Raw genomic sequence first — 21,373 nt, 5'->3', positions numbered from 1 at the left:
CCAACCTCACCACCAAACACACCACCGCCACCCAACACGCCCTCACCAACCTCCACCACCACCTCACCAACACCACCAACACCAACCAATAAAAAGAACGAAACCGTGCAACGAGCCGGGAATTCATCGCCAGCATTCACCGCGGGCGGCGCTCCCGGCTCTTCGCGTGTCCGGTCGGTCCGTACCGGCACAAGTCCGTTACAGGCGGCGCCAGTTCTCCCCACGGGGCCCGGCCTCCTGGCATGATCCGACTACACCCGGAAGATCAACGGGACGCGAGGGCGGGCAGGGCGGGGAGGATTCGATGGAGGACGTGACGGATGCCTGGACGGGCAATCTGAGCAAGCCGAAGCAGCGGCGGAAAGTGCCGCCGGTCTTCCGGCTGGTCTGGAGGGCCTTACTGGTCGTCATAGGCCTGTCCGTCGTCGGTTTCGGTTTCGTCCGCTTCGCCGACACCTTCGAGGCGTCGGGTGCGTACCGGTCAGCGCCGCTCTGCGGGACGCCGGAGGCAGGCGACGTGGTGCCGTGTCTCCGGCAGGAGAGCGGGCGGGTGACGAAGAAGTCCACCAGCTCCGACGACAATTCGGTCACCTACCTGCTGACCGTCTCCCGTGAGACGGCTCCCACCGACGAGTACGGCGTGAGCAAGGCCTTCTACTGGGACGTCGAAGTCGGCACGACCGTCGATCTGATGGTCTGGAAGGATTCGGTGGTCCGGGTCGCCTACCACGGGCACCAGGCCGAACAGCGGAACATCCCGTGGTGGGACGTGCTCGAGATCGCCCTGCTGATCGGCGCCGGCACGACCGTGGTCGCGTACCGGTTGGCCACCGCGGACCGGTGGAAGGGGGGACCTCTGCTGCTCATCGCCATTCCGACCTTCGGCGCGACGGGCATGGGCTGTGTCGTTCTCATCGCGTGCCAGTGGTCGTTCGCCGTGACGTTGACCCTGGCGATCCTGGCCTGGCTGATCACGGCCGCCATCGCCACGATGGCCGTGCCGGAAATCTGAGGGTGGCTTCGCGACCGGGGGCTGCCGAACACCTCCCGCCGGAACGGGTTCTCACCCACGCAGCTTTGCGTGGTGCATCCGGGCCGTGGCGCCATCGACCATCGCCCGCCGGCAGGCGCCGCACCAGCCCTGACGATCACGCGGCGGCCCTTCCCCCGGGGTCGACCTGGCGCACCAGCTCCCGTGCTACGTCGAGTCAGCCGCACCCGGTGACACCGGGTCGCAGCTCCGGCCTCCGGTAACGCAACGCCGGTAGGCGGACTTCCGCAGGGGGGAGGGCGCTCGGGTGGATGCCCTCCGCTCCCTCATGCGCGGCCTGCGGAGTCGGAAGGTGGAGAGGTGAAAGATCCGGGTCGGCGGACGTTCGCTCCCGGCCCGTACGCCTTCGGCCCCCTGCCGTGGGCTGCGCGGCGGGGCCGAAGGCGGCTATGTCGTACGGTCGTTCGGGGGCTCCGCGTCAGCCGAGCTGGCCGGTCGGGCGCACGGTGATGTGGTTGATGTCCACGCCCGCGGGTTGGTTGATGGCGAAAGCGATCGTGTCCGCGATCTGCTCGGGGGTCATCGTCGGCGAGGCGTCGGGGGTGCCGCCGCGCTCGTTCCAGAACGGGGTGTCCACCACCCCAGGAGCGACGACGGTCACGCCCACTCCGTCCTTGCCGACCAGCAGCCGGGTGTTCTCGGCCAGCGCGTGCGCGGCCCACTTGGTGACCGAGTACAGGTTGCCGGGCGTGTGGCGCACTCCGGCGACGGAACCGATGATCACGATCCGGCCCCTGGACTCCCTGAGGTGCGGCAGGGTCTCGCGCACCAGCAGGGCCGGGCCCAGGACGTTGGTGAGGACCATGGCGCGCATGTCCTCGGGGGCGTGGCTCTCCAGGTTGCCGGGCAGGGAGAAGCCGGCGTTGGCGATGACGTTGTCCAGTCGGCCCCACAGGTCCACCACGCGGCGTACGGCGGAGGCGACGTCGTGCTCGTCGCCGGCGTCGCCGGTGATCGTCAGCAACCGGTCGTCCGCTGCGGCCGTTGCGGCGAAGGCGGCCAGCTTGTCGGCGTCACGTCCGGTGACGGCCACACGGTGGCCCTGCTTGAGCAAGGCGCGGGCGGTGGCGGCGCCGATTCCGGTCGAGCCACCGGTGATGAGCGTGACGGGTTCCATGGGACGGCCTCCTCGGCGATGTGGTCATCAGGGTTCCGCAGCGTCCTGGACGTCCGCGGAGGCGAGGTGGCACGTCACGTCGACGGGCCCCCGGCCGCCGTCGGCCCCCCGAAACGCCTGCACTCCACCCAGCGATCCTCCGATCGAGCCGGTCCACCGTCGCTGACCGACCATCACCAGCGGCCATGAACCTGTCCCGAGGGCGAAGGGCGTGCAGCCGTGGCAGCGCACGATAGCGGAAATGACGCGCATCACGCCCCCGGTGGCGCCGGCCGTGGCGATGCCGCCGAGGTCCTCGCTCCCTGCGGGGTGCCGGTCCAGGTCGCCGAGCGGCCGGGTGGACGATCCGACGGTCGGTAGGGGCTCGGTCCTCAGGATTGCCGGAAGAACGGACAAGGGCAGTTGTGCTTGACCAGCAGTTCGCCCGGGACGACGACCGGGGTCTCGCGGCGGCTCGTCGGCGCCTGGTTCCCCGAGGACGGATCGTGAAAGGCCGGTCGCAGGTCGAACGGAACCGCAGAATGCTCAGACCCCAGAAGGGTGTTCGCCCGGCCGGACGCCGCCCGACGTCCACTCGTGTTCGGTCGGCGGCCGACTCGGACGTCCTGCGGACGGCCAGTGGACGCCCCGCAGACAACCCGCGGACGGCCGGTGGGCGCTGCGTCGTGTGGCGCCGCCGGTCGGGTCAGGTCAGGTCGCGAACCCGGCGGACCGGCCCGGCAAGGAGGATCGCGGGCGAGGCCGCGCTGCCGAGCGCGAACGCCAGCAGCGCGGTGCGCGTGTCCCAGGCCGAGGCGGCGGCGCCGGCGGTGAGGGCGCCGACCGGGATGGCACCCCAGGAGACGAACCGGACGGTGGCCATCACGCGGGGCAGCAGGTCCGGCGGCGTGTGCGTCTGACGGTGTGTCCGGGTGACGATGCTGAAGATCACCACGCCGCCGGAGAACCCGGCGTTGCCGACCGCGAAGACCAGCGTCGCCCAGCCCGAACCGGCGAGCGGCAGCAGGACGGCGAAGGCGGTGGCGAGGACGGCTCCCCAGCGCACCGCGCCGGCGCTGCCGACCCGGGCGACGACGCGGGGGGTGAGGGCGGCGCCGAGCAGGCTGCCGAGGCCGCCGGTGGCCATCAGGGCGCCGACCGCGGCAACCGGCGCGTGGAGGGTGCGGACCAGGAACACCGGGGTGAGGGTCATCAGTCCGCCGCAGACGAAGTTGACGGCGGTGGCCGAGGCGACGCACGGCCGGATCAGCGGGTGCCGGGCGACGAACCGCCAGCCCTCGCGGATCTGTCGGCGCATGCCGTGGTCGTCCTCGTGGCGGCCCGGCGTCCGCTCGCCGCGCGGCAGGCTGCGCAGCAGCGCCGCGGAGACCAGGTAGCTGGCCGTGTCCAGCAGCATCGACCCGGCGCCCCCGAGGAGTTGGACGAGAGCGCCGCCCAGGGACGGCCCCGCGAGGTCCGTCGCCGCGTGGCTCGCGGAGTCCAGGCTGTTGCGGGAGGTGAGCTGTTCCTTGGGGACGACGGCGGGCAGGAAGGCGGAGTTGCCGACGTCGAAGACGACGTTGGCGAGGCCGACCACCAGCGCCACCGCCACGAGTTGCGGCATGCCCAGCACGCCGAGGGCGGCCACGAGCGGTACCGAGGCGACGGCGGCGGCGCGCACCAGGTCCATCGCGACCTGCAGACCGCGCAGCGGCAGACGCTGGACGAGGACGCCGGCCGGCAGGCCGATCAGCAGCCAGGCGACGAAGGAGGCGCCCGTGAGCAGGCCGACCTCGAGGGCCGACGCGTGCAGGGCGACCACGGCGATCAGTGGCAGGGCGACCGTCGTCACCTGGCTGCCGAGCCGGCTGACCGTCGACGCCGTCCAGTAGCGCCAGAACAATCCCGCGCCGTCCGGTCGCGCCGCTTCCGCCGTATCCCCCGCTTCCCCCGCTTTCACCCCTTCCGCCGTATCCGCCGTGCCCTCCGCTGCGCTGGTCACCACGTCTGCCACCTCTGCCACGCCCGCCCCCGAGGATGAGTGAGTTCCTATTGGGAACTCACTATAATCGACGACCATGCGGCACCATCAAGCGGCGGACCCGGACTGCGCCGTCTCCCAGGCACTGGCCGTCGTCGGGGACACCTGGACGCTGCTCCTGATCAGGGACGTCGCCGGGGGCATGCACCGCTTCGACGAACTGCAGAACGCGCTCGGCATCAGCCGCAAGGTGCTCACCGAACGCCTCAAGGCCCTGGTCGCCGACCAGGTGCTGGAGAAGCGGCTCTACCATCCGCATCCGCCGCGCTACGAGTACCACCTGACGGAACGCGGGCGCGCGCTGCTGCCCGTCCTGGTCGCCCTCCAGGACTGGGGCGACCGGTACGTGCTCGGCGACGGCACGCTCTCCGGCACCAGCGGCACCGACTCCGCCGAGGCCCGCCGGGTGGCCGCGCTGGTCGGCCGCCGCCTGCCCGCGCTGGACCTCGCCGCCGCGTCCGGGGACCGGACGGACCCGGTCGCGGCCGACCGCGCCTGGACGGTGCTCTACTGCTACCCGGGCGCCTTCGCACCGGGCGGCGCGGGCCATCCGCCCGGCTGGGGCGAGATCCCGGGCGCGGCCGGCTGCACGTTGGAATCCTGCACCTACCGGGACCGGATGGCGGAGTTCACTGCCCGGAACGCGGCCGTCTACGGCGTCAGCACCCAGCGCCCGGACCAGCTCGCGGCGTTCGGCGAGCACGCCCGGATCCCGTTCCCGCTGCTGTCCGACGCCGAGCTGGAACTGGCCGCGGCCCTCCGGCTGCCCACCTTCCGCGCCGCGGGCACCGAGCGCCTCAAGCGGCTGACCCTGGTCCTCGACGCCGACCGCACCGTCCGGGGCGTCCTCTACCCGGTCTCCGACCCGGCCGGCTCGGTCGAGGACGCCCTGGCCGTCCTCGACGGCCTCGACGGCCTCGCGGCCCGCTGAGGCGAGGCTGCCGGAGGCGTGGGCGGCCGGACGGCACCGGAACCGGCTCTCCCCAGGCGCTTCCTTCTATCTCGAACGTGCGTTGTTCCTAGAATGGCCGGATGGAAGACATCGAGGCGATCGCGGCGTTGCAGGATCCGGTGCGGCGCCGTCTGTACGAGTACGTCGCGGCCCAGGGCCGCGAGGTCGGCCGCAACGAGGCCGCCGAGGCGGCCGGGGTGGCGCGCACGCTCGCCGCGCACCACCTGGACAAGCTGGCCGAGGCCGGACTGCTGGAGGTCGGCAGCCGCCGGCTGACGGGCCGTTCGGGCCCGGGGGCCGGCCGTCCCGCCAAGGTGTACACGCGGGTGCGCGCCGAACGGTCGGTCTCCCTGCCCGCCCGCGACTACCGCACGGCGGCCGAGCTGCTCGCCGAGGCGGCCGAGCAGGCCGGGCTGGACGACGGGCTCCGCTCGGCCGCGCGCCGCCGGGGCGAGGCCCTGCGCGGCTCCGCCGCGCCCTGCGGCGGCCTGGCGGAGGCGGTGGAACTGCTCGCCGCCCGCGGGTACGAACCGCACGTGGAAGGCGCCGACGGGGCGGCCGGAGCGGGCGCGCGCGTCGTCCGCATGCGCAACTGCCCGTTCCACGCGGTCGCCGAACGCTTCCCACCGCTGGTCTGCGGCATGAACCTGGCACTGCTGGAGGGCCTGCTCGGGGCGGACGGTCCCGTCCGCGCTCGCATGGACGCCCGGCCCGGAGAGTGCTGCGTGGTGGTCGAGAGCTCTAAAAGCAATGATGATTGACATAGAAAACCGAGCCGTGCTGGGATGAGGCCATGACCTCGACCGCGCCTGCCGCCCACCTCGCCCAGCTCAACGTCGCCACGCTCCGCTTCCCCCTCGACGACCCGCGCATCGCCCCGTTCGTCGACATGCTCGACCCGGTCAACGCCGCCGCCGACGACGCCCCCGGCTTCGTGTGGCGGCTCGCCGAGGAGGGGGCGGCCGATGCGACCGGCCTGCGCCCGGCGGGCGAGGACGTCATCGTCAACATGTCGGTGTGGGAGACCCAGGAGGCGCTGTGGGACTTCACCTACCGCAGCGGCCACCTGGAGGCGATGCGGCGGCGCCGCGACTGGTTCGAACGGCACGTCGAGGCACACCTGGTCCTCTGGTGGGTTCCCGCCGGCCACCTGCCGACCGTCGACGAGGCGCTGGAGCGGCTCGCGGACCTGCGGACGCACGGGCCGTCCCCCCGCGCGTTCACCTTCACCTCCTCGTACAGCGCAGCCGAGGCCCTCCGGTACCCGCAGGGCACCCCGCCCACGCCGGCCGGAGCGGTCGACTGATCCGCGGGCCGTGGCGATCGGTCACATCGGCGGCGGCGCGGCCGGTCGCCCGTCGCCGCGACCGGCGGCCACCGAGCCGGGGGGAGCGGTGCAGGGCGGTCCGGCGGATTGTCAGGTCCCGGTCAGGGGAAGGAAGCCGGTCAGCCACCGACCGCTCACCAGGGGAGGACCACGCCCGTGCGCCGCATACCCGTCAGGACCGCCACCGCCCTGCTCACCACCACCCTCGCCGCAGCCCTCCTCGGCGCCGCCCCCTCCTGGAGCGCCCCGGCCGCGACCACCGCACCACCGCCCACCCGCCAGGTGGAGGCCTTCGCCGAGGACGGCGGCATCTCCCGCGTCCAGGCCCCCGCCGCCTCCCCCTTCGTCGCCGCACCGGCCCAGGGCCTGGCCCCGCTGCAGGGCGACGGCGACGTGACGCCGCTGGTCCGCGGCGGCGACCCGGCGACCAAGCTGGACGTGGTGGTGATCGGGGACGGCTACGCCGCGCAGGAGCAGCAGAAGTTCCTCACCGACGCGGCCGAGAAGTGGCGCGAGGTGACCGCCGTCGAGCCGTACGCCACCTACCGCGGGCTGTTCAACGTCTGGGCCGTGTCGGCGGTTTCCCCGGAGTCGGGGGTGACCGGGGACCCGGACCAGGCGACGGTACGGCACACCGCGCTGGGCTCGTACTTCTGGTGCGACGGCGTGGAGCGGCTGCTCTGCGTGGACGAGAAGGCGGTCGAACGGTACGCGGCCAAGGCGCCGCAGGCGGACCTGGTCCTGGTGGTCGCCAACAGCGCCAAGTACGGCGGCGCCGGCTACAACGACGTCAAGTCCCCGCTCGGCTACGAGGGCATCGCCACGGTCGCGGGCGGGAACGCCAAGTCCGGGCAGATCGCGGTGCACGAGACCGGGCACTCGCTGGGCAAGCTCGCCGACGAGTACGCGTACGACGGCCAGGGGACGTACCGGGGTGACGAGCCGGCCGAGGCCAACATCAGCACCCTGACGGCCGACCGGATGCGGCAGCAGGGCACCAAGTGGTCGCGCTGGCTCGGCCAGAACTCCCCGGACGGCGGGACGGTCGGCGCGTACGAGGGCGGTGGCTACTACCCCGCCGGGCTGTACCGGCCGACCGAGAACTCGATCATGCGCTCGCTCGGCCGCGAGTTCAACCTGCCCGGGCGCGAGGCGATGATCGCCGGCTTCTACCGCCACGCCACCCCGCTCACCAGCCCCACCCCCGCCGGCAGTCGGCTCACCGCGGCCGACCGCCTGACCGTCGACCTGCCGGTGCCCGGCACCCGGCTGCGCTGGTTCCTGGACGGTCGCGAGCTCCGCCACCTCGCCGGCCGCACCGCACTGGAGCTCGGCGACCTCAAGCTGACCGGGCCCAAGGCCCTGCCGCACCTGCTCATCGCCGTCGCCACCGATCCCACCCCGGCCGTAGCGGACCCGGCACTGCGCGCGAACCTGACCGCGGGAATGTCCTGGCTGGTTACGCGCTAGGCGTGCATCGAAAGCACCGGCGGGCCGGGCCGGGTGATGTCCCGGTCCGGCCCGTCCGCTCTCTGCCGAAGGCCGAGCTGAGACTGGGGTGTCGCGTGCGTGGGTGTGTAGCCGAGACCCTCGTGGACGCGTCGCATGCGCGCGTTGCCGTCAGCGGTGTCGGTCAGGACGTCACCGAGGTCTGGATAGTCCCTGTGGGCCTGTCGGATCGACGCGGCCTTCATCACTCGACCGAGGCCGTGACCTCGGTGCTCGGGCAGCAGCACCCCGTGCCGTAGTGCCGGCCGTCACCTGTGCTGCTGCCGGGGATGACGAGTTCGGTGAAGGCGGCGGTGGAATCGCAGAGTTGAGCCCGGACGCCTCTTGAGCGACCCCTGAACCGACGGCGAAGCGCCCCGGCTTGCCGGGGCGCTTCGCCGTCGGTTCAGCGCAAACCGTCTGTGCCGTCGTGCTCTTCGCCGACTGGGAGCGGCCGACGGTCCTCCACCGGGTCATCGCCGTAGGTGGCCGCGGAGACCGCTCTGTCGTAGGCATCAGCGAGGCCGTTACCACTTGCGCCGAGTATGTTCTCCCAATCAATTCCCATACCTACGAGCCTACCCGTACGTTCGAGGAACCGAGCGATGTGGGCGTTGAGCTCGTCCGCCCGGGCAGAGACCGCAGCTTCCACTCCTGGAAGGCGGGCGGCGGGACCGGCCCCGTCATCGGGCCAGGACGTCCGGCCGATCACAGAGAGTGTCTCGTGCCCGGCTCGTCGCCCTGGGCCCGTATTCCCCGGGCAGCTTGTGCCGGAACCGCGCCAAGTGTCCGGTCAGCCTCATACCGCCCTGGGATCACATGCTTGACCTCAAGCACGCTTGAGGTGTGACGATGATCCACATGACCACGGAATCCACATCCCACGCGGCGGACATCGAGGCGATCAACCAGCTCGTCGCGACCGTCATGCACTCCCAGCAGAACAAGGACCCCGAAGAGTTCCTCAGCCTCTTCCACCGGGACGCGATCTGGACGACGGCCCACGGCAAGGTCCTCATCGGCCTCGACGCGATCTCGGAGTTCACCCGCGAGGTCCTCCCCGCGGCAAGCTGGGACGGCAAGGTCACCTACGAGGTGGTCCACGCGCTCTTCATCCGCCCCGACGTCGCGGCAGTCAAGGTCCGTCAGCGTTACCTGGCCCCGGGCGAGGAGAGCGAGGGCGCCCCGCTGTACGTGATATCGAAGCAAGCCGACGGCCGCTGGCTGCTGACCGCCTGCCAGAACACGGCGGTCGTCGCCGACTAGGGTCCGCTGCGAAAGTGGAACAAGGGCCGCCGGATCAGGCCGTCGGGCCCGTCAGCCCTCCCGCCCGTCGGGGAAGTCCTGCCGGGCGCCGATGAAGTGGTCCAGGCCGTCCAACGGGGCCGGCGGGCCGAGCAGTTCGCCCAGCGGCGCGAGGAGCCGGGGCGGGACGCGGTAGTCGCCCGCCACCATCCAGACGTCCTCGCCGAGCCGGACCTCGGGAGCGCCCTGGAAGAGGGGGCGGACCAGCAGGAACTCCTCCCGGTCCAGCTCGCGGGAGTAGCGCAGCTCGCCCTGCGCGTCGAAGCCGTCCAGGAGCCAGAGCATGGCGCGTCCGTCGGCGAAGGGGTCGTCGGCGGGCGCGGCATCGCCCGGACCGTGGTCGGCGCGGGGTCGGTCGTTGTCCACGCCGCCACTCTACGAGGGCGGCGCTCAGCCCGGTCGGCGCTGTTCCGGCAGCCCGGGCGGGCGGCGTCGCAGCGGGGCCAGTTCGCGCTCCAGGGTGCGGACGTCCAGCGCGATCCGGGCCGCGATCTCGCGCGGACCGGTGCCGGCGGGCAGCCGGCGCGACCAGGAGCGGGGCTTGGCCGGGCCGTCCTGGACCATGTCGAAGTTGAGCCTCACCACGTCGGCGACGTCGACCAGGCTCACCAGGATCCGGGTGTCCGCGAGGTCGATGCTCACCTCGTTCCCTATGCACGAGCAGGCCACCAGACCCTCGATGTCCTCCTCGGCCAGGTACCTGGCCAGGGGTACCGCCTTCCCCCGGACCAGAAACGGACGATCCACCGGACCCACCGGACCCGCCTCCTCCCCCCGCACGCGTACGGCACCACGGCCGCGGCGCAAGGGCGCCGCAACAGACCGGGCCCGCCCATGCTCCACCACATCCCTCGCCAGCGCCAACTCGCTGTCTCATCCTGCGACTTGGGTGAACGCACCGACCCGGCGCACCGGCGCACGCTCCGGCGCACCCGGCCCCGTGCCGCGGTCCGCCCGACAGCGGGGGCCGCCGCCCCCGCCGCCCTCCGGCCCCATGCCCTGCCCCAGCGGCGGCGCCCGCTCCAACGGCCGGACGGGCGCGGCGGATCCACGAGGTCGGGCGCGCACACGCGGGTACCCGTCCGCACCGGGCGGACGGGCACCCGCGCTCGACGCGGAAGCCGGCCTCAGCGGCTCGCGCGCCCGTGCAGCACCAGGGAGCGGGTCAGCGCCAGCAGGCCGCCTGTGCACAGCGCGGTGCGGAGCATGTTGGCCGGCACCCAGCTGTCCGCGAAGTGGGCCCGTACGGACGCGAAGTCCTGGATCTGGGAGGGGTCACCGGCCGCCGCCAGCTGGTTGTTGAGCGGGATGTTGATACCCATGGTGACGATCAGCGCCACCACGTACAGCGCCGTCGCCAGCGCGGCCCACAGCGCCGCCTGCCGCCGGCCCGCCTTGTGCAGCAGCCACGCCGCCACACCCGTCGCCGCGAAGGCGCCGACGAAGACCAGGCCGAACATCCCGTTCTCGATCGACTTGTTGATGTGCTGCATCGCCGTCACGTACGTCCGGTCGTCACTGGCCGCGAGACCCGGCATGACCGACACGTCGAAGGCGAAGAACAGCCCCGCCATCAGCCCCATCGCGATGGTCGCGCCCACCAGCAGCGGACCGGTCGCCTTGTTCTGTCCGACGGCGTGCACCGAACTCCCCACCCCCACACCTCCGATGGCCGACGGCGCGGAGTACGACAGCGGAACCGCGGTCTGATCCGAACGCATCTCAGGACCCCTTTACTCTCTCGGCCCCGCGGACTGCGGTGCCGACGAACGTGGTACACACGACACCGCCCACGGTGCGGTGCACCGCGCAACGGAAGCGCGACAACCGGAACCCGCGCCCGCAGGAAGGCACTTGCCCCGCGTTGCGGTGCCGGACGGTGCCGGGAGTACGCGCCTGCGGCCCGACCCGCTAGAGCACCGCCGCCAGCCCGCGCCGGTACCGCCGCTCCAGCACCGTGCGCCCGATCAGCCGCACGGGGGCCGGGATGGTCGCCGACACTGCCCGGACGGCGGCCGCGTCCGCGCCGTCGAACATCCAGGGCTGCAGGTAGGTCATCACCTGGGTCGGCGCGCTCTGGATGATCCGGCGCTCCACCCGCAGGTACTCGTCCACCGGCAGGCCGGCCAGTGCCGGGAAGACCACCGGCTCCTCGTGCCCCAGGTGCGTGCGCACCAGGGCCTCGAACCCCGCGGCCGCCTCGGGCAGTTCGGCGCGCAGGCCGGAGCCCAGCACGCGCGCGACCCGCCGCATCGACCGGTCCAGCGCCTCGTGGTCCTCCTCCAGGACCCCGCTGCCGTCGAAGCCGGCGACCCGGCCGCGCAGGTACGGCCAGAGGATCTCGTCCTCGCTGTGGTGGTGCCAGTCGATCACCGCGCGCAGCCGCCCGAACCAGTCCGCCAGGCCGGCGCTGGAGCCGGACGGGCCGCGCGCGGCGACGGCGCTCAGCCGCGCCGCGTCCCGGCGCATCGCCACGTGCATGAGACCGAAGCCCTTGATATGGGCGGGCAGTGTGCCGATGCCCTGCTCGCTCGACCAGACCGTTGTGCCGTCCGACATGACCAGACCCTCCTGTGTCCGCTCAGATTCCGTTCCGACGCCCGTCCGGTGGCGGCCGCTCGCGGCCTTCCGGGACGAGCCTGCTCACGCGTTCCACACGCCGGTGGCCGCGGCCTCCCGCGCGTAGTCCGCGAAATCCCTCGCCTCACGCCCCAACGCCCGCCGCACCCCGTCACCCAACGACGCGTTACGACCGTCCAGGATCACCGAGAACAACTCCGCGAAGTCCCCCGGCAACCCCGCCTCCACCAACACCGCCCGGTACGCCTCCTCGGACACCGCCTCGAACCGCACCTCACGACCCACCGCCCGCGACAACTCCCCCGCCACATCCGCGAACGACAGCAACCGCGGCCCCGTCACCTCGTACACCTCCCCCGCGTGCCCCGCCTCCGTCAGCGCCGCCACCACCACATCCGCGATGTCCTCCACGTCCACGAACGGCTCCACCGCACCCCCCACCGGCAACGCCAACTCCCCCGCCAGCACCGGCCCCAGGAAGAACGACTCACTGAAGTTCTGGTCGAACCACGCGCACCGCACCACCGTCCACGCGGCCCCCGACCCCATCACCGCCTTCTCCCCCGCCTCCGCCGCCTCCTCACCACGCCCCGACAACAACACCAACCGCACCACCCCACGCGCCGCCGCCAACCGCGAGAACGCCCCCACCGCCTCCACCGCACCCGGAAACGCCAGATCCGGGTAGTACGTCAGATACGCCGCACTCACCCCCTCCAACGCCCCCTCGTCATTCCAGTCGAACGGCACCGCACCCGACCGCGACCCCACCCGCACCCGATATCCACGAGCCGCCAACCGCTCCGCCACCCGCCGACCCGTCTTCCCCGTCCCGCCGACCACCAGCACCACACCGGCATCCGCCGCCAGATCCACCACACCAGCCATCACGACCACCCTCACCCGAAGCAGGAACCAACCGGACCGGACGGACGAACCCCGGAGCCCGCGGCCCCTTCGCCTCCGTCCTCATGTCCACCAGTCAATGCCACCCCGAGCCGGCGAACCATAGCCTCCACACTCAGCTCCATGCGCGAGCGTCTACACCGCCGTTCACCTGCGGCGCTCCGCCCACCCACGGCATCCCTCGCATGCGCGGCCGAGGCCCGCCGCCACCCACCACAACACACCCCACCCCGGCCCGGAAGTTCTTTCCAGGACCCCTCGACCCCTCCTCGACCCCCGCCGGAAACGGCCCGCGCATTCCGAACGGAGGAACCCCGCGGGGAATGCGGACATCGGGGAATGCGGACATCCCGCGGCGAGGGACGGACGGCCGGGGCGGGTGCGCCCGGGCTCCTCCGAGGCCGGAAACCGAAAAGAGCCGGGGCCGACGCGCTTCACGCGTCGACCCCGGCTCCAACAGTAGCGGGGACAGGATTTGAACCTGCGACCTCTGGGTTATGAGCCCAGCGAGCTACCGAGCTGCTCCACCCCGCGTCGGTGAGATCAGCTTAGGCGATGACGGCCCGAACGCGAAATCGGTTTCCCGGCGGCAGTCGGGCCGCCGGCGCCGGCGGCCCGGGCGGTCAAGCGTCCGACCGCCCTTCCGGAGGTGACGACCCGCGCCGAGTCGACGGGCCGGCGGGTGCGGACCCCGCCGCGGGCGACAGTCCGACATGGAGCCACCGACGGATGACTCTCTGTCGCCACGGGACATCGTCGGAGTCGTCCGTGTGATCCAACAACAGCCCGGACCAGAGGAGTTCGACGACGAGCGCAGTCCGGCCGGACCAAAAAACAGTGACTCTCCGTTTGTCCGGGCCGGGCGGGGGTAGGCAGCGGGGCCGAGGAGCGGCTCTCCTGCGGGAGAGGGCCGGGGCCGTTCAGGGACTCTGCCAGGGACATCGACCATGAACAACGCCAAGCTTGCCGTCGCTCTCGGCGGGGGCTACCTCCTCGGGCGCCTGCACAAGGCCCGATGGGCGCTGGCTCTCGCGGGCATGGCGGCGGGGAAACGTCTGAGCACCAACCCCGGGGTGCTCCTCGGTGACGTACTGGAATCGTCGCCCCAGCTTCGCAAACTGGCCGGCGACGTGCGCGGCGAACTCGCCAAAGCCGGGAAGAAGGCCGCGATCGCCGCGGCGAGCAACCGGGTCAGCGCGCTGACCGACCAGTTGCAGCAGCGGACCGAGGACCTGCGGGCGGGGACCGAACGCCGCGGGGACGAATCGGAGGAGCAGGCCGAGGATCCGTCCGAGGAGGAGTCCCGGGAGGACCGGGACCAGGAGGACCAGGAGGACCGCGACCAGGACCGCGACCAGGACCAGGACCAGGACCAGGAGGGCAACGGCGACGAGGCCGAGGAGAAACCACGGCCGTCCCGCTCCCGGCAGACCGCGTCCCGCTCGAAGACCTCGTCCACGCGCCGCTCGACCCCGGCGGCGAGCAAGCCGCGGGCGTCCGCGTCCTCGACCAAACCGTCCGCGTCCTCGACCAAGAAGGCCGCGCCGTCACGTTCCCGTGCGGCCGGTAGCGGCGGCACCACCCGGAAGAGCACGGCCTCCTCGCGGCGGCCGAGCGGCAAGTCCGAGGAGTCGAAGGCTCCCGCGAAGAAGGCCGCCTCCCCGCGCAAGACGACGGCCGCGAAGAAGACGGCTTCGGCCGCGCCCCGCAAGACGGCGGCTTCCTCGACGTCCGCGCGCAAGCGCACCACGGCGTCGACGGCGAAGAAGGCCAGTGCCCCCGCGGCGCGCAAGACCACGAACACCCGTGCCTCGTCGGCGCGCAAGAAGGGGTGACGACGATGGCTGAGCAGACCAAGAAGGACCAGGGCTCGACGGGACTGGGGGACGTCCTTGAGGCCCTTCCCACCGACGAGCTGATGCAGCAGGCGCGCGAGTTCGCGGCCGCCGCGGGGGAACGGGCCGTGGCGGCGGTGAGCGACAAGGTCACCGACCTCACCGGTCGCCTGACCGACTTCGCGGAGAACGGCGGCAGTCTGCTGGGCGGCGGCGGTGACGGCGGCAGCGATGGCGGTGACGGCGGAGGGCCGTCTCCGATGCGGATGCTGCTGGGGGCCGGCGCCGCAGGGTTGAAACAGGTGGTCGGCAACAAGCTCACCGGGGGTGGCGGCGGAAAGGGCGGAAAGGGCGGGAAGCTCAAGCTCACCAACATCGTCGAGGAGATCGACGTCGGGGTGCCCGTCCGGGTGGCCTACAACCAGTGGACCCAGTTCCAGGACTTCCCCCGCTTCACCAAACGGCTGGAGAACGTCGAGCAGGAGTCCGACCAGAAGATCTCCTGGAAGGCCGGGATCTTCCTGTCCCACCGCCGTTGGGAGTCGACGATCATCGAGCAGGTGCCGGACGAGTTGATCGTCTGGCGCTCCAAGGGCGAGAAGGGCCATGTCGACGGCACGGTCACCTTCCACGAGCTGGCGCCGAACCTGACCAGGATCCTCCTCGTACTGGAGTACCACCCGCAAGGCCTCTTCGAGCGCGTGGGCAACATCTGGCGGGCCCAGGGACGGCGGACACGCCTGGAACTCAAGCACTTCCGCCGCCACGTCATGACCCACACCATCCTCGACCCGGACTCGGTCGAGGGCTGGCGCGGGGAGATCCGCGACGGCGACGTCGTCCGCTCCCACGAGGACGCCCTGGAAGAGGAGCGCGCCGACGAGGAGTACGACGAGGACGAGGAGCGGAACGAGCCGGACGACGAGAACGGGGAGAACGACGAGGCTGACGAGGCCGACGAGGAACCGCAGGACGACGAGGAGTCCGAGGCCGACGACGAGGCCTACGACGAGGACGAATCCGAACCCACGGACGAAGACGAGGACGAGGACTGGGAGGACGAACCGCCGGAGGACGAGTACGACGACGATGAGGAGGAGCCCGACGATGGCTCCGAGGACGAGGACGCGTACGAGGACGAGGAAGAGCCCCAGGACTACGACGAGGAAGAGGAACCCGAGGAGTACGACGAGGGCGACGAGGACGGCGCCGACGAGTACGAGGACGAGGACGCCTACGAGGAGGACGACGCCGAGGACGAGGACGACCAGGAGCCCGGCCCGTCGCCCGACGGCGAACGGACCGGCCGGCGGTCCCGCAGGCGCGTACCGGCACGGGTGCGGTGAGCCGTCATGACCGTCGCCCCGCACACCGGCCACTACCTCGACCGCCCCTCGTCGAGCGGTCTGGTCGACGTCATCGACCTGATCCTCGACAAGGGCCTGGTCATCGACATCTACCTCCGCGTCTCCCTGGTCGGCATCGAGCTGCTGACCATCGACGCGCGCATCGTCGTCGCGAGCGTCGACACGTACCTGCGGTTCGCCGAGGCGGTCAACCGTCTGGACCTGAAGGAGGACAAGAGCGAGGGCCTGCCCGAACTGATGCAGGACATGACCCGGGGCGGCGCACGGCACAAGACGAAGGGCGCGCTCGAAGGCGTCAAGGAGTCGGTGAGCGACGTGATCGACCGGGTCAGGGGGGACGACGAGGAGGAGGACGAGCCCGAGCCCCGGCAGCGCCCCCGCTCCCGCTCACGCACCCAGCACAGGGAGCGTGAGTGATGAACGGCCGTACGCCCACCGAGGAGCGCGCCTGCTACGTGTACGGGATCGTGACGGCGGACGCCGACACCTCGGGGCTGGAAGGGATCGGCGACCCGCCCGCCCCGGTGAGGCCGCTGCGGCACCGGGGCCTCGCGGCGCTCGTCAGCGAGGTGGTGGTCGACGGCCCGCTGGGCACGGCGGCCGACCTCCGCGGCCACGCCCGGGTACTGGACACCCTGGCCGCCCGCGGCGCCGTGCTGCCGCTGCGCTTCGGCGCGGTGGTCCGCGACGCGGAAGCCGTCACCGACGAACTGCTCGCCCCGAACGAGGAGGCGTTCCTGGGCGCGCTGCAGGAGCTGCGCGACACCGCCCAGTTCACCTTGCGCGCCACCTACCGGCAGGAGCGTGTGCTGCGGGACGTGCTGGCCGACCGCGAGGACATCGCCGGACTGCGCGAGGAGGTGGCGGCTCTCCCCGAGGAGGCCGCCTACTACCAGCGGGTGCGGCTCGGCGAGTTGATCGCGGGCGAGATCGCCGCCCGCCGCGAGTCCGACACCGCGGACGCCTTGGAACGCCTGTCTCCGCTCGCCGTCGCGGTCCGCGCGGCGCCGGCCGCCGACGCGGCCGGTGACCAGGCGGTCAGCGCCTCCTTCCTCGTCGCCAAGCCCCGCTGGACCGCGTTCGAGGCGGCCGCCGAGGAGTTGGCCAGGGACTGGGCCGAGCGCACCACGATGCGGCTGCTCGGCCCGCTCGCCCCGTACGACTTCGTCTCCGACGCGGTGGCCGACGGCCGACCGGCCGCGTCCGAAACCGTGCCGACGGAACAGGGAGGCTCGCCATGGGCCTGATCAGCGGGCTGTTCACCCTTCCGCTGGCCCCCGTGCGCGGAGTCATCTGGGTGGCGGAGCGGCTCTCCGAGCAGGCCCGTCGGGAGCTGACCGACCCCGCCGTCATCCGCGCCCGGCTGGCGGAGGTGGAAGCCGCCCGTGCGAGCGGCGCGATCAGCGACGAGGATGCCGCGGCGCAGGAGGAGGAACTCGTCCGGCGCCTGTGGCAGGCCAAGGGCCCCGCCGGGGGGCTGGAGGTGTAGGGCCGTGCCCGAACACGAGCAGCGCCCCCGCCGTCCGGCACCGTCGCGGGACGCCGACGAGCGCCCGCCGCGCCGCACCACGGCCCGCGCCGACCCCGACCGGCCCCGGCGGCGTCCACCGCCGCCGCCCGACCAGGAGGACGAGGCTCCGGCTCCGCGTCGCCGTCGCCCGCCCGATCCACCACCGCGCACCGCGCGCCGTCGCCGCCCCGAACCCTCGGAGGCGGACGAGCCCTCGGCCGAGCCCCGGCCCCGAGCGAGTTCCGGAACCCGCCGGACCGAGCCTGAACGGCTGACCGCCCGCGGCGCAGCCGCGCGAGCGGCCGACTGCGTCCAGGAGCTGACCGGGCGCAGCGCGGAGGGCGTCACGTCGCTGGAGCGCACCGAGGACGGCTGGCAGGTGGGGGTGGAGATCCTGGAGGCGCGTCGCATTCCCGACTCGACCGACATCCTGGCCGAGTACCGGGTCGTACTGGACGCGGACGGCGAACTCGTCTCCTACCGGCGGAACCGCCGGTACCACCGGGGACGGGCCAACGAGGAGCTGTCATGACCGAGTTGAGCGGATACGGCGGTGCCGGCCCGCTGTCACACCTGCCGAGGACGTCCGCGGCGCCGCAGTCCGCGAACCTGGCCGATCTGCTCGAACGCGTCCTGGACAAGGGCATCGTCATCGCCGGGGACATCCGGATCAACCTCCTCGACATCGAGCTGCTCACGATCAAGATCCGTCTGCTCATCGCCTCCGTCGACCGGGCCCGCGAGATGGGCATCGACTGGTGGGAGCACGACCCGAGCCTCTCCTCCGGCCAGCGCGACCTCGCCGCCGAGAACCGGCTCCTGCGGGAGCGCCTCGGCCGGCTCGAAGCCGCCCGCGGCCTGCCCGGCCGTGGGGAGACCGCCGAAGGAGAGCACGCGGTGGAGCCGGAACCGGACGAGGCGACGGACCCCCCGCCGGTCCGCAAGACCCCCCGCACCCGGCGGACCTCCCGGAGTGACCCCTCATGAGCACCCGACCGCCCACCTACACCTGGCTCTACGCCGTCACCGTCACCGGCGCCGACCACCCCGTGCCGCCCGGCCTGACCGGTGTGGCCGGCGAAGCGCTGCACGTCGTAGCCGCGACCGGGCTGAGCGCGCTGGCCGGCGCGGTGCCCCGCACGGACTTCGACGAGGAGCCCCTACGGGCGCGACTGGAGGACGCGGCCTGGCTGGAGCGCGCCGTCCGCGCGCACCACCACGTCGTGGACACCCTCGCCCGCACCGCCCCGGTGCTGCCGCTGCGCTTCGCCACCCTCTACCGCGACGACCGGCGGGCCGCCGCCATGCTCGACGAACACCGCGACGAACTGCTGGCCTCGCTCCGGCGCACGGCCGACCGCGTCGAATGGGGCGTCAAGGCCTACCTCGCGCAGGCCGGTCCACCGGCCGGTGCCTCCGCGGCGGGTGCCGACGCCCGAGGTACCGACGCCGCGGCTACCGGAGGCGTGGGGACCGACGGTGTGGGTACCGACGCCGCAGGTGCCGGAGCCGCGAACGCCGACGCCGGGAGTACCGAACCCGGGAGTACCGAACCCGGGAGCACCGGCGCCGGGGGCGGGGACGGGGACGGGGGCGGCGGCCGTGAGGGCCGTGGGGGCCCGCCACCGGATCCCGCGGCCCGCCCGGGCACGGCGTACCTGCTGCGCCGCCAGGCCCACCGCCGCCTGCAGGAACAGGCCCTCCACCAGGCCGCCGCCGACGCCGTGCACGTCCACGCCGCGCTCGCGCGGACGGCCGTCGAGGCGGTGCACCACCCGCTCCGGCCGCCCGAGGCGACCGACCGCGCCGAGCAGATGGTCCTCAACGGCGCCTACCTCGTCGAGCAGTCCCGTACGGCGGGCTTCCACGAGGCCGTCGAGGCGCTGTCCGCCCGCTTCCCCGGCCTGCGCCTGGAGACGACGGGCCCCTGGCCGCCCTACTCCTTCACCACCACGCCCCGGGAGGAGGAGCCGCGATGACCGCCCGTCCCCCGCCCTCCGCCACCTGGCCCGACCTCTCGCCGGCCGCGCCGTCCTCGCCGTCCGCGTCGTCCGGCCTCCCGCCCGCCGGGCCCGAGCGGAACGTGGCGCTGGTCGACCTGCTCGACCGCCTCCTGGCCGGCGGCGTGGTGATCGCGGGTGAGATCACGCTCTCCATCGCCGACGTCGACCTGGTCCGCATCAGCCTGCGCGCCATGATCGCCTCCGTGCGGGCCGCCCTCGACCCCGGCACCCCGGGTGCCGAGGAGGGAGGGCCGACGTGAGACCACCCGATCCCCCGCCACGCGCGGCGGCACGGCACTCGACGGGCAACCGGCGCGTGCCGCTGGAGCCCGAGAGCGTCGCCCGCGACCTCACCTGTCTGGTCCTGGCGCTGGTCGAGCTCGTGCACCAGCTGATGGAGCGCCAAGCCCTGCGCCGCATCGAGCAGGGAGACCTCGACGACGACCGGATCGAGGCCCTGGGCCTGACCCTGATGGCCCTGGAACAGCGCATCGACGACCTGCGCGAGCACTTCGGCCTGACCCCTGACGACCTCAACATCGATCTCGGCCCGCTCGGCCCGCTCCTCTCTCCCGACTGACCCGCCCCGCCGCTCCGCACCCCCGGCACCGCACCGCTCCGCAACGCACCGCACCGCACCGCACGAAACCCCTCGCCACGGGCGTGGACACCCCGACACCGGGCACACGCCGTCGTACCATCCGCCTCCACGAACGGAGTGCGGCACCGAGCCGGGCACCCGCCGTGTCCGGACGCCCTTCCACTAGGGAGCCGTCCCATGCTGATACTCGCCCTCGTTCTGCTGCTGGCCCTGGTCCTGGGCGGCGCCGGCTTCGCCATCCACGTCCTGTGGTGGGTCGCCCTGGCCGTCCTGGTGGTCTGGGTCCTCGGATTCGTCGTCGCCGGGGGAGGTCGCAACCGCCGCGCCCGCTGGTACCGATGGTGACCGGTGCCGGCACGGGCCGGTCGGTGGTCCAGCGCCTCGGAGCTGCCCTGCGCCGGGAACGCGAGGCTTACGACCCCGGCGGTGACCGGCCGATCGGCGGCTACGTCGCCGTCATGGCCGCGTACGCCGGCGGGGTCTCGGCCCTCACCGCCGTCGTACGGCGCAGCGGCCGACCGCTCCCCGCGCCGGGGCCGTGGGACGTCCTGCTGACGGCGGGCGCCGTCCACCGGCTCTCCCGCGTCCTCGCCAAGGATCCCGTCACCAGCCCGTTCCGGCTGCCCTTCACCCGCTTCCGCGGCCAGGAGGCCCCTGCCGAACTGGAGGAGGAGGTGCGGGGCGCGGGAGTACGCCGTGCGGTCGGCGAACTCGTCACCTGCCCGTTCTGCGTCGGCCTGTGGGTCGCCACCGCGGTCACCGGTGCTCGGGTGTTCGCCCCCGGGGCGACCGGACTGGCCTGCTCGTGCCTCACCGCGCTCACCGTCGCCGACTTCCTGCACTTCGCCCGGGCCGGCCTGCACGAGCACGTCGACTGACCCCCGCCCCGCCCCGCCTCCTGGTCGGCGAACGCCGGTCAGCGGCGGGGCGGGCGGGTCAGTTCTCCTCCTCCAGGCGGATCGCCTCCTCCAGGGACTCGACCGCCTTGTCGGTGTGCCCGCTGCGCTGCTCCAGCAGGGCGGCGGCGATGGCGTCGAGCTTGCGCTGGATGGCGTGTTCGGCGCGCCGTTCGGGGTTCTTCAGCAGGGCGAGCAGCAGCAGCGTGACGGCCGTCATCAGGTCGCCGACCAGCAGCTGCCACCCGAGCGCCAGGCCTGCGGCATGGACGGCCACGAAGGCGCCGACCAGCAGCAGGCACAGCAGGAAGAACGCCGGTGAGCTGGTGAGGTTCGAGGCGTGCTCGGCCACGTTTTCGAAGCGCCCGCGGCCGGCGGTCGCACGCTCGGCGGGATGTCGGAAGGGCATGGATGT

General features: G+C 72.7%; 26 protein-coding genes and 1 tRNA gene. 18 read left to right on the top strand and 9 right to left on the bottom strand.

The window, feature by feature from the left end:
* The first annotated feature begins 304 nt into the window (after positions 1-304).
* On the top strand, positions 305-1,012 hold the full coding sequence (locus ACZ6Y7_RS36440) for a hypothetical protein (protein WP_465762261.1): 708 nt from the start codon (positions 305-307) through the stop codon (positions 1,010-1,012).
* A gap of 457 nt (positions 1,013-1,469) precedes the next feature.
* Here the strand turns inward: ACZ6Y7_RS36440 and ACZ6Y7_RS36435 are convergent, their stop codons facing one another.
* On the bottom strand, positions 1,470-2,168 hold the full coding sequence (locus ACZ6Y7_RS36435) for an SDR family oxidoreductase (protein WP_465762260.1): 699 nt from the start codon (positions 2,166-2,168) through the stop codon (positions 1,470-1,472).
* Between the two features lie 685 nt (positions 2,169-2,853).
* Positions 2,854-4,050 carry an MFS transporter gene (locus ACZ6Y7_RS36430; protein WP_465762259.1) on the bottom strand — a complete coding sequence of 399 codons (1,197 nt, stop codon included), beginning with the start codon at positions 4,048-4,050 and terminating at the stop codon, positions 2,854-2,856.
* A gap of 175 nt (positions 4,051-4,225) precedes the next feature.
* Between ACZ6Y7_RS36430 and ACZ6Y7_RS36425 the strand changes: the two genes are divergently transcribed.
* The 5 genes from ACZ6Y7_RS36425 to ACZ6Y7_RS36405 all read left to right on the top strand — a co-directional run bounded on the left by ACZ6Y7_RS36425 (position 4,226) and on the right by ACZ6Y7_RS36405 (position 9,221).
* Positions 4,226-5,119 carry a winged helix-turn-helix transcriptional regulator gene (locus ACZ6Y7_RS36425; RefSeq protein ID WP_465762258.1) on the top strand — a complete coding sequence of 298 codons (894 nt, stop codon included), beginning with the start codon at positions 4,226-4,228 and terminating at the stop codon, positions 5,117-5,119.
* 101 nt (positions 5,120-5,220) lie between these two features.
* Positions 5,221-5,901, top strand: a complete 681-nt coding sequence (locus ACZ6Y7_RS36420) for a helix-turn-helix transcriptional regulator (protein WP_465762257.1) — start codon at positions 5,221-5,223, stop codon at positions 5,899-5,901.
* A gap of 32 nt (positions 5,902-5,933) precedes the next feature.
* Positions 5,934-6,446 (top strand): DUF3291 domain-containing protein, encoded by a 513-nt coding sequence (locus ACZ6Y7_RS36415; RefSeq protein ID WP_465762256.1) that lies wholly within the window; start codon positions 5,934-5,936, stop codon positions 6,444-6,446.
* A gap of 177 nt (positions 6,447-6,623) precedes the next feature.
* Positions 6,624-7,937, top strand: a complete 1,314-nt coding sequence (locus ACZ6Y7_RS36410) for a M64 family metallopeptidase (protein ID WP_465762255.1) — start codon at positions 6,624-6,626, stop codon at positions 7,935-7,937.
* An 870-nt stretch (positions 7,938-8,807) separates the two neighbouring features.
* On the top strand, positions 8,808-9,221 hold the full coding sequence (locus ACZ6Y7_RS36405) for an SgcJ/EcaC family oxidoreductase (RefSeq protein ID WP_465762254.1): 414 nt from the start codon (positions 8,808-8,810) through the stop codon (positions 9,219-9,221).
* 51 nt (positions 9,222-9,272) lie between these two features.
* Here ACZ6Y7_RS36405 and ACZ6Y7_RS36400 read toward each other — a convergent pair whose 3' ends face one another.
* The 6 genes from ACZ6Y7_RS36400 to ACZ6Y7_RS36375 form a co-directional block, all read right to left on the bottom strand.
* Positions 9,273-9,626 carry a hypothetical protein gene (locus ACZ6Y7_RS36400; RefSeq protein WP_465762253.1) on the bottom strand — a complete coding sequence of 118 codons (354 nt, stop codon included), beginning with the start codon at positions 9,624-9,626 and terminating at the stop codon, positions 9,273-9,275.
* Positions 9,627-9,650: 24 nt separating this feature from the next.
* Positions 9,651-10,007 carry a hypothetical protein gene (locus ACZ6Y7_RS36395; RefSeq protein ID WP_465762252.1) on the bottom strand — a complete coding sequence of 119 codons (357 nt, stop codon included), beginning with the start codon at positions 10,005-10,007 and terminating at the stop codon, positions 9,651-9,653.
* Between the two features lie 380 nt (positions 10,008-10,387).
* Positions 10,388-10,981: an anthrone oxygenase family protein gene (locus ACZ6Y7_RS36390; RefSeq protein WP_465762251.1), complete on the bottom strand. Its 594-nt coding sequence runs from the start codon at positions 10,979-10,981 to the stop codon at positions 10,388-10,390.
* A 190-nt stretch (positions 10,982-11,171) separates the two neighbouring features.
* Positions 11,172-11,819 carry a hemerythrin domain-containing protein gene (locus tag ACZ6Y7_RS36385; protein ID WP_465762250.1) on the bottom strand — a complete coding sequence of 216 codons (648 nt, stop codon included), beginning with the start codon at positions 11,817-11,819 and terminating at the stop codon, positions 11,172-11,174.
* Between the two features lie 84 nt (positions 11,820-11,903).
* Positions 11,904-12,728 carry a Rossmann-fold NAD(P)-binding domain-containing protein gene (locus tag ACZ6Y7_RS36380; RefSeq protein WP_465762249.1) on the bottom strand — a complete coding sequence of 275 codons (825 nt, stop codon included), beginning with the start codon at positions 12,726-12,728 and terminating at the stop codon, positions 11,904-11,906.
* Positions 12,729-13,206: 478 nt separating this feature from the next.
* A tRNA-Met gene (locus tag ACZ6Y7_RS36375) sits at positions 13,207-13,280 on the bottom strand.
* A 413-nt stretch (positions 13,281-13,693) separates the two neighbouring features.
* On the opposite strand from ACZ6Y7_RS36375, the gene ACZ6Y7_RS36370 reads away from it, so the two are divergent.
* The 12 genes from ACZ6Y7_RS36370 (at position 13,694) to ACZ6Y7_RS36315 (ending at position 20,940) form a co-directional block, all read left to right on the top strand.
* Positions 13,694-14,581 carry a hypothetical protein gene (locus tag ACZ6Y7_RS36370; protein WP_465762248.1) on the top strand — a complete coding sequence of 296 codons (888 nt, stop codon included), beginning with the start codon at positions 13,694-13,696 and terminating at the stop codon, positions 14,579-14,581.
* 5 nt (positions 14,582-14,586) lie between these two features.
* Positions 14,587-15,927 carry an SRPBCC family protein gene (locus ACZ6Y7_RS36365; RefSeq protein ID WP_465762247.1) on the top strand — a complete coding sequence of 447 codons (1,341 nt, stop codon included), beginning with the start codon at positions 14,587-14,589 and terminating at the stop codon, positions 15,925-15,927.
* Between the two features lie 6 nt (positions 15,928-15,933).
* Positions 15,934-16,365, top strand: coding sequence for a gas vesicle protein GvpJ (gvpJ, locus tag ACZ6Y7_RS36360; RefSeq protein ID WP_465762246.1), 432 nt, complete (start codon positions 15,934-15,936; stop codon positions 16,363-16,365).
* Positions 16,365-17,195, top strand: coding sequence for a GvpL/GvpF family gas vesicle protein (locus ACZ6Y7_RS36355; protein ID WP_465762245.1), 831 nt, complete (start codon positions 16,365-16,367; stop codon positions 17,193-17,195). The genes gvpJ and ACZ6Y7_RS36355 overlap by 1 nt, the downstream gene beginning before the upstream one ends.
* Positions 17,186-17,437: a c-type cytochrome biogenesis protein CcmI gene (gene ccmI, locus ACZ6Y7_RS36350; protein WP_465762244.1), complete on the top strand. Its 252-nt coding sequence runs from the start codon at positions 17,186-17,188 to the stop codon at positions 17,435-17,437. The genes ACZ6Y7_RS36355 and ccmI overlap by 10 nt, the downstream gene beginning before the upstream one ends.
* 4 nt (positions 17,438-17,441) lie before the next feature.
* Complete coding sequence (gene gvpO / locus ACZ6Y7_RS36345) at positions 17,442-17,990, top strand: gas vesicle protein GvpO (protein WP_465762243.1); 549 nt, start codon at positions 17,442-17,444, stop codon at positions 17,988-17,990.
* Positions 17,987-18,445: a gas vesicle protein gene (locus tag ACZ6Y7_RS36340; RefSeq protein ID WP_465762242.1), complete on the top strand. Its 459-nt coding sequence runs from the start codon at positions 17,987-17,989 to the stop codon at positions 18,443-18,445. Before gvpO ends, ACZ6Y7_RS36340 begins: the two co-directional genes overlap by 4 nt.
* Positions 18,442-19,437 (top strand): GvpL/GvpF family gas vesicle protein, encoded by a 996-nt coding sequence (locus ACZ6Y7_RS36335; RefSeq protein ID WP_465762241.1) that lies wholly within the window; start codon positions 18,442-18,444, stop codon positions 19,435-19,437. Before ACZ6Y7_RS36340 ends, ACZ6Y7_RS36335 begins: the two co-directional genes overlap by 4 nt.
* Positions 19,434-19,721 (top strand): gas vesicle protein, encoded by a 288-nt coding sequence (locus ACZ6Y7_RS36330; RefSeq protein ID WP_465762240.1) that lies wholly within the window; start codon positions 19,434-19,436, stop codon positions 19,719-19,721. Before ACZ6Y7_RS36335 ends, ACZ6Y7_RS36330 begins: the two co-directional genes overlap by 4 nt.
* Entirely contained in the window at positions 19,718-20,041 is a 324-nt protein-coding gene (locus ACZ6Y7_RS36325) for a gas vesicle protein K (RefSeq protein WP_465762239.1), read from the top strand. The genes ACZ6Y7_RS36330 and ACZ6Y7_RS36325 overlap by 4 nt, the downstream gene beginning before the upstream one ends.
* 198 nt (positions 20,042-20,239) lie before the next feature.
* The gene (locus ACZ6Y7_RS36320; RefSeq protein WP_465762238.1) at positions 20,240-20,407 is read left to right on the top strand and encodes a hydrophobic protein; all 168 of its coding nucleotides are present in this window, start codon (positions 20,240-20,242) and stop codon (positions 20,405-20,407) included.
* A complete protein-coding gene (locus tag ACZ6Y7_RS36315) occupies positions 20,401-20,940 on the top strand; it encodes a DUF1360 domain-containing protein (RefSeq protein ID WP_465762237.1) in 540 nt (179 codons plus the stop codon). The genes ACZ6Y7_RS36320 and ACZ6Y7_RS36315 overlap by 7 nt, the downstream gene beginning before the upstream one ends.
* Positions 20,941-20,998: 58 nt before the next feature.
* Here ACZ6Y7_RS36315 and ACZ6Y7_RS36310 read toward each other — a convergent pair whose 3' ends face one another.
* Complete coding sequence (locus tag ACZ6Y7_RS36310) at positions 20,999-21,367, bottom strand: low affinity iron permease family protein (RefSeq protein WP_465762236.1); 369 nt, start codon at positions 21,365-21,367, stop codon at positions 20,999-21,001.
* Between the last annotated feature and the right edge of the window lie 6 nt (positions 21,368-21,373).

It is taken from the genome of Kitasatospora sp. NPDC053308 (genome assembly GCF_055585785.1).
The sequence above is the reverse complement of the archived record's forward strand: the minus strand, read 5'-3'. Positions and strand labels throughout refer to the sequence as shown.

Coding starts and splice junctions, on each gene's coding strand:
- ACZ6Y7_RS36440 (WP_465762261.1), top strand. CDS start 305: ATGGAGGACGTGACGGATGCCTGGACGGGCAATCTGAGCAAGCCGAAG.
- ACZ6Y7_RS36435 (WP_465762260.1), bottom strand. CDS start 2,168: ATGGAACCCGTCACGCTCATCACCGGTGGCTCGACCGGAATCGGCGCC.
- ACZ6Y7_RS36425 (WP_465762258.1), top strand. CDS start 4,226: ATGCGGCACCATCAAGCGGCGGACCCGGACTGCGCCGTCTCCCAGGCA.
- ACZ6Y7_RS36420 (WP_465762257.1), top strand. CDS start 5,221: ATGGAAGACATCGAGGCGATCGCGGCGTTGCAGGATCCGGTGCGGCGC.
- ACZ6Y7_RS36415 (WP_465762256.1), top strand. CDS start 5,934: ATGACCTCGACCGCGCCTGCCGCCCACCTCGCCCAGCTCAACGTCGCC.
- ACZ6Y7_RS36405 (WP_465762254.1), top strand. CDS start 8,808: ATGATCCACATGACCACGGAATCCACATCCCACGCGGCGGACATCGAG.
- ACZ6Y7_RS36390 (WP_465762251.1), bottom strand. CDS start 10,981: ATGCGTTCGGATCAGACCGCGGTTCCGCTGTCGTACTCCGCGCCGTCG.
- ACZ6Y7_RS36385 (WP_465762250.1), bottom strand. CDS start 11,819: ATGTCGGACGGCACAACGGTCTGGTCGAGCGAGCAGGGCATCGGCACA.
- ACZ6Y7_RS36380 (WP_465762249.1), bottom strand. CDS start 12,728: ATGGCTGGTGTGGTGGATCTGGCGGCGGATGCCGGTGTGGTGCTGGTG.
- ACZ6Y7_RS36370 (WP_465762248.1), top strand. CDS start 13,694: ATGAACAACGCCAAGCTTGCCGTCGCTCTCGGCGGGGGCTACCTCCTC.
- ACZ6Y7_RS36365 (WP_465762247.1), top strand. CDS start 14,587: ATGGCTGAGCAGACCAAGAAGGACCAGGGCTCGACGGGACTGGGGGAC.
- gvpJ (WP_465762246.1), top strand. CDS start 15,934: ATGACCGTCGCCCCGCACACCGGCCACTACCTCGACCGCCCCTCGTCG.
- ACZ6Y7_RS36355 (WP_465762245.1), top strand. CDS start 16,365: ATGAACGGCCGTACGCCCACCGAGGAGCGCGCCTGCTACGTGTACGGG.
- ccmI (WP_465762244.1), top strand. CDS start 17,186: ATGGGCCTGATCAGCGGGCTGTTCACCCTTCCGCTGGCCCCCGTGCGC.
- ACZ6Y7_RS36340 (WP_465762242.1), top strand. CDS start 17,987: ATGACCGAGTTGAGCGGATACGGCGGTGCCGGCCCGCTGTCACACCTG.
- ACZ6Y7_RS36335 (WP_465762241.1), top strand. CDS start 18,442: ATGAGCACCCGACCGCCCACCTACACCTGGCTCTACGCCGTCACCGTC.
- ACZ6Y7_RS36330 (WP_465762240.1), top strand. CDS start 19,434: ATGACCGCCCGTCCCCCGCCCTCCGCCACCTGGCCCGACCTCTCGCCG.
- ACZ6Y7_RS36320 (WP_465762238.1), top strand. CDS start 20,240: ATGCTGATACTCGCCCTCGTTCTGCTGCTGGCCCTGGTCCTGGGCGGC.
- ACZ6Y7_RS36315 (WP_465762237.1), top strand. CDS start 20,401: ATGGTGACCGGTGCCGGCACGGGCCGGTCGGTGGTCCAGCGCCTCGGA.
- ACZ6Y7_RS36310 (WP_465762236.1), bottom strand. CDS start 21,367: ATGCCCTTCCGACATCCCGCCGAGCGTGCGACCGCCGGCCGCGGGCGC.